This window comes from Kitasatospora nipponensis (genome assembly GCF_039528135.1).
GTDB classification, from domain to species: domain Bacteria; phylum Actinomycetota; class Actinomycetes; order Streptomycetales; family Streptomycetaceae; genus Kitasatospora; species Kitasatospora nipponensis.
Map to the genome: position 1 here is coordinate 1 of NZ_BAAALF010000320.1, position 5,260 is coordinate 5,260.

Sequence of the window (5,260 nt, forward strand, 5' to 3'; positions counted from 1 at the left end):
CTCGCGCAGGGCGCGTGGGCCGCGCATGCGGCCCAGCGTGTCCAGCGCGGCCCGCACGATGCGCGGGTCGGCGTCGGCCGCGGCCGCCTCCAGCAGCTCGGGGACGGCCGGATCGTCCTGGTCGACCAGGTGGCGCAGGGCCGCCCGGCGGGCGCCCTCGGCTCCGGTCCTGGCGGCGGTCAGCAGGCTGTCGCGGTCCTCGGGCCGGGCCACGGCGGCCAGGCAGCGGGCGGCCGCGGCGGCCCGGCGGTCGACCGCGGTCGGGTCCGGGCGCGGCCCGACCTCGCCCCGGTCGGCCCAGGCGAGCACGTCGGCCACGCTCCAGCCGGGGGTCACCTCGCCGCTGCGGTTCAGCTGGCGCTGCCAGAGGTCGAACGGCGACTGCTCGCCGGCCGCGGCGATCCGCGGGTGGTGGGCGGCCCAGAGCCGCCACGGCTTGGGCTCGTACGCGGACCGGATCGCGGCGCGCAGCTCGGCCTCGCCCTGCGGGTCCTGCGGGAACCGGCTCAGCACGGCCGGGGCCAGCCCGAGCAGTGCCTCGTCCTCGTCACGCAGCGCGAGCTCGTCCAGCGCCCAGGCCCAGTTGCCGCCGGTGGCGGCGTACTGGCGCAGGAGCAGCAGGGCGTCGCGGCGGCCGTAGGCGGCCAGGTGGCCGAGGACCGCCAGCGCCAGGCCGGTGCGGGCCTCGTCGAGGTCGAGCAGGTCGTCGGGGTGCTGCAGGTGCCGCTCGATACCGCCGAGCGGGGCCTCCAGCTCCATGTAGACGCGTGCGTAGTAAAGGGAGCGGTTCTCGACCTGCCAGTCAGCGCGCGGATCGCTGGTGACACACTCTTCCAGGGCTGCGATCGCCTCGTGACGGTCCGCGGCGAGCGCATGCAGCTGCCCGTCGCCGCGGCCTCTTTGCAGAAGGCCGAGGAGGCTGGCACTGGGGGCTATCACGGGCTCGAACATGAGGTCAGCATCCGTTGCGGCGGTCGGGGGAGGCAACGGGATTTCCGTCGCCGGGGGTCTGGTGGTCACGCAGGGCGGGCGCCCGGGCGCCGGAATCACCGTAGGTTACCGCCTACCTGCCGCGCACGCACCTGGTGATGGGTAAGACGCTTCGCCCCGCGGACGCCGTGGCATATGCCAGATGAAAGTTGCCAGCTGTTCCGTGATTCCGCGCACACCGTGCGTGAGGATGTGGAAGAGTCGTCACCAGGGCCCCCCTCGGTCCCCCGTCGCCCCCTCACCTGCTGGGACACACCCATGAGCCTGCCTCGGACCACCCTCACCGCGCCGCCGGCGCCGACCGGGCCCGTGGCCGGCACCGCCGAGTGGGACCTGGTCACCGACGCCGTGTACTGGACCGCCGAGGTGTACCCGATGCTCGCCCGCGACCCGCGACTCGGGCCGCTCACCCTCGACCAGCTCCCCTCCCGGCTCGTGCCGCAGGACCGCCCGGCGCTGTGCCGGATGGTCACCGAGGCACTGGTGCACGGTCGGCCGCTGGAGGGCGTGGTCCGGGTCGACCGCACCGACCGGGCGGCCACCTCGGTGCACTGCTCGGGCCGGCCGGTGCTCGGCGCGGACGGCCAGGTCATCTCGCTGCGACTCACCCTGAGAGCCGCCTGAGCGCTCGCTGGGGACCGGTCGTGGCCGGCCCGCGCGTCAGGCCGACCCCCGCGCACACTTGCCGGGTGGCGCACATATGCTGGCGCCGCAGCGTCGGCACCGGGCGGACCTGCGCAAGGGAGGACCGTTCCGATGGACAGCCAGATTCTTCACAAGGCCGCATTCCTGCTGCACGAGTGCCACGAGCCCGAGCAGGTCGTCGTCGAGCGGCTGAAGGACTACTTCCCGCACCTGACGCTCACCGAGCGCGAGCGCTTCGTCTCCGAGGCCTGGGACCAGGTGCACAGCGCGGCCGTCGACACCCTCTGACATGCCGGCGCCCGCGGGCGTGGTCCCGGCCGGGCCGATGCCGACCGTGCCGTTTCCGGTCGTGCCGGCCGCCGGTCGTGCCGGTCTCCGGACGAGCCGGTCTCCGGTCGGGACTACGCCTCGGGGCGTCTTGAGGGCGGGACCGCGGCCTGGATCTCCGCGCGCAGCTCGGCGACCCGGGGCAGGTCCTGGTAGCGGCCGGTGAGCCGGTACATCTCGCGCAGCCGGTCCCAGGTGCGGTGCGAGGACGTGTCGCCGATCGCGGCCAGCGCCAACTTCGCCTGGACCAGCGCCTCGTCCGGCTCGCCCGCGATCCAGTTCACCGAGGCCAGCGTCAACTGGTCCAGCACGGTGGAGCGTTCCTTGCCCTGCCGGGCCCGTAGCCGCATCGCGCTGTGCACGTGCTGGGTGGCCTGACCGGCCGCGCGCGGGTCGTGCTCGGCCAGCGTCCGGTAGACCAGCGCCTGCATCCCGTGCAGCTCCGACTCGTTGAAGGTCTGCATCCAGCTCGGCGCCGGCTCGCCGCCGTGCTGGACGAAGAGCTCCTCGGCCTCGCCCAGCAGCCGGCCCACCTCCCGGGCGTGCCCCAGCGAGGCCTGCGCCCACGCCTCCACCGTGTTGAGCATCGCCCTGGTGAGCGGCAACGCGCCCTCGCCCGCGCCGGCCTTGGCCAGCTCCATCAGGTCCAGCGCCTCGTCCGCCCGTCCGTGGTGCAGCAGTTGCCGGGCGGCCCGGGAGACCGCCTCGGCCGCCCGGGGCCGGTCGCCGGCCTCCCGCGCGGCCTGCGCCGCGATCACGAAGTACCGCTGCGCGGTGGGCTCCAGGCCCACGTCGTGCGACATCCAGCCGGCCAGCACCGCCAGGTTGGCCGCCACGATCCACAGCCGGCGGGCCAGTTCGGGTGGATGACGGTGGGTCAGCAGACCGCCCACCTCGTCCAGTTGTCCGATCACCGCCTTGCGCTGCAGCCCACCGCCGCGTGAGGCGTCCCAGGCCCGGAAGACGTCCACCGAGCCCTCCAGCGCGGCGACCTCCTCCGCGCTGGCCGGGCCCGGCTCGTAGACGTCCACCACCGGCCGGCCGGGCGGGCCGGTGATCACCTGCCGCGGTCCGGTCCGGCCGGCCGCCAGGGCCACGTTGTCGCCGGAGATCCAGTCGTAGAGGGAGTCGGGGATGACGGAGGACCCCGGCAGCGCCGGGCCCGCGTTGGCCAGTCCGCGTCGGTTGAGCATGAGATCCATTCCCGTGAACTCGGTGAGGATCTCAGCCGTTCGAACCGGCTCCGGTGCTCCGGCGCCGTCCGCCGAAGTCGTGCCGGGTCGCCGGTGTCGTGCCAGACCGAGGTCCTCGATGGAGACGACACGGCCGAGCCGCTCGGTGAACACCGCCGCCAACACCCGTGGCACGGGATCGCGCGGGATCTCGCCCCGCTCGATCCACCGCCGCACCCGCGAGGTGTCGGTGGACAACTGCTGCTGTCCCATCGCGGCACCACGCCGGTTGACCAGCCGCGCCAGCTCGCCCTTGGACCATCCGGTCAGGGCGAACAGGTCGGCCAGTCGGGCGTTGGGTTCCTTGCTCACATCAAGCCCCCAGGCTCCTCGGCTGGTTCGAGACTAATGCGCTGTCATGTGCCACGCGAGCATTCGCCATGGTTCGCCAGGGTGCGCCAACTGGTAAGCCAGTGCCTTCACGGTGTCAGGTAGAGATGCACCAACCCCACCCCGGGCCGAATCGCCCGAGGTGCCTGGTCGGAAGGCATTCCGCCCGGGCCGGCCGGCCGCCACCGCGGCTCGGCGAGGGGGGTGGCGCGACCGGGTGGCGCGATCCAGCGCAGCGCCCGGCCGCCCGGCCGGTCCGCGCATTTCCCCAGGGTGCGCGGTTCGGGCCGTCGGCGGCCCGGGCCCGCGCCGAACGCCTCCCGCAGCACCGCGGCCGGGCCCCCGACCCACCCACTCCGGGCGGCCCCCGCAGCACCGGTGCGCCGAGCACCGCCGCACGAAGAGCTGTCGCACCAGCGTCTGATCCACGCCAGGGCCGCCGCCTTGGCTGACATATGCCGTCGGCAAGGAAGGGAAACTCCTCCCGTTATGTACTCCTCAGCGACTTCCCCCACCGCGCTCCGGACCGGCACCGCCCAGCGGCCGCCCTCGTCCGCGGCGATCCGCCGGCCCGGGCCGAAGCCCGCCCTTCCCGCTCGGCCCGCCGGGCGCATCGAGGCGCCCGGGTTCCTGCCGCGCGCCGGGGTGGACCGCCTGCTGCGCCCCCGGCTGCCGCAGGGCGCCCCGCTGGCCGAGCGGACCGACACCGCCGCGCTGGCCGCCCCGTCGGTGCGGGCCGCGCTCGCCCACATCACGCGGATATCGCCTGCCTTCTCGGCGCGCCAGGTGCTGCGCGAGGACGGCCGGCACATCCTGCTCACCGGGCTGATCGGGCGCACTCCGGTGGTCGCCAAGTGCCTGTCCCCGCAGGCCGTGCAGGGCGAGCAGCGGGCGGTGCTGGCGGAGCGCTTCCACCGCGAGGTGGCCATCTACCGGGCCTTCGTGCGGCACCGTCCGCCGGTGCGGATGCCCAAGCTGGTGGCCGCCGACCACGACCGCTGCGTGCTGGTGATGGAGCGGATCCCCGGCCGGCCGGCCGCCGTCGAGCGCCACCCGGCCAACGCCCCCACGCCCGGCGAGGTGCGCGCGGTGCTCGGCGCGGTCCGCGCGCTCAACCTCTGGCGGCCGCCGACCGACATCTTCGAGCAGCCGCTGGACTACCAGTGGGAGATCAGCCGCTACCACTCGGTGGGCCAGCTCACCGACCGGGACGCCGGGGACCTGCGCCAGCTGCTGCACGGCCTGGCGCACACCGCGCCACAGCTGTGTCACGGCGACGCGCTGCTCTCCAACATCATGCTGGCGCCGTCCGGGCCGGTGCTGCTCGACTGGGAGCAGGCCGGCTGGTACCTACCGGGCTACGACCTCGCGGTGCTCTGGAGCGTGCTGTCCGGCGACTCGGCGGCCCGCCGGCAGATCAGCCAGCTCGCCCAGCTCGGCGGGACGTTGGCGCGGGACGCCTTCCTGGTCAACCTGGTCCTGGTGCTGATGCGCGAACTGCGGCTGTACGACGTGCCGGGGGCCGGCGAGGAGCAGCGGATCATGATCCGCCGGCTCTACGAGGACGCGGCGCTCGCCCGGCGCGCGGTCCGGGCCGCGGTGGGCACGCGCTGAGCGCGCAGCGCAGGTGCGGGTACGGGCGGTGCGCGCACCGGCGCGGGTGCGGCCGGTGCGCTCGGTACGAGGACCGGCGCGGCGGGCGTGAGCCCGGCGCGGGACGGCGGGGCGGGCGCGGG

At 74.8% G+C, this 5,260-nt stretch carries 5 protein-coding genes; 3 read left to right on the forward strand and 2 right to left on the reverse strand.

Annotation, left to right across the window (positions count from 1 at the left end; all coding sequences use genetic code 11):
- Nucleotides 1-951 (reverse strand): HEAT repeat domain-containing protein (locus ABD323_RS39305; RefSeq protein WP_344446905.1); only part of this gene is annotated, 951 nt, incomplete at its 3' end.
- 297 nt (nt 952-1,248) lie between these two features.
- Between ABD323_RS39305 and ABD323_RS39310 the strand changes: the two genes are divergently transcribed.
- Together ABD323_RS39310 and ABD323_RS39315 are read left to right on the forward strand one after the other, a co-directional pair.
- Nucleotides 1,249-1,614 (forward strand): hypothetical protein, encoded by a 366-nt coding sequence (locus ABD323_RS39310; protein WP_344446906.1) that lies wholly within the window; start codon nt 1,249-1,251, stop codon nt 1,612-1,614.
- A gap of 132 nt (nt 1,615-1,746) precedes the next feature.
- Nucleotides 1,747-1,923 carry a hypothetical protein gene (locus ABD323_RS39315; RefSeq protein WP_344446907.1) on the forward strand — a complete coding sequence of 59 codons (177 nt, stop codon included), beginning with the start codon at nt 1,747-1,749 and terminating at the stop codon, nt 1,921-1,923.
- A gap of 113 nt (nt 1,924-2,036) precedes the next feature.
- Here ABD323_RS39315 and ABD323_RS39320 read toward each other — a convergent pair whose 3' ends face one another.
- Nucleotides 2,037-3,506, reverse strand: coding sequence for a DNA-binding protein NsdB (locus ABD323_RS39320; protein WP_344446908.1), 1,470 nt, complete (start codon nt 3,504-3,506; stop codon nt 2,037-2,039).
- A 507-nt stretch (nt 3,507-4,013) separates the two neighbouring features.
- On the opposite strand from ABD323_RS39320, the gene ABD323_RS39325 reads away from it, so the two are divergent.
- The gene (locus ABD323_RS39325; RefSeq protein ID WP_344446909.1) at nt 4,014-5,138 is read left to right on the forward strand and encodes a phosphotransferase; all 1,125 of its coding nucleotides are present in this window, start codon (nt 4,014-4,016) and stop codon (nt 5,136-5,138) included.
- Nucleotides 5,139-5,260 lie beyond the last annotated feature (122 nt).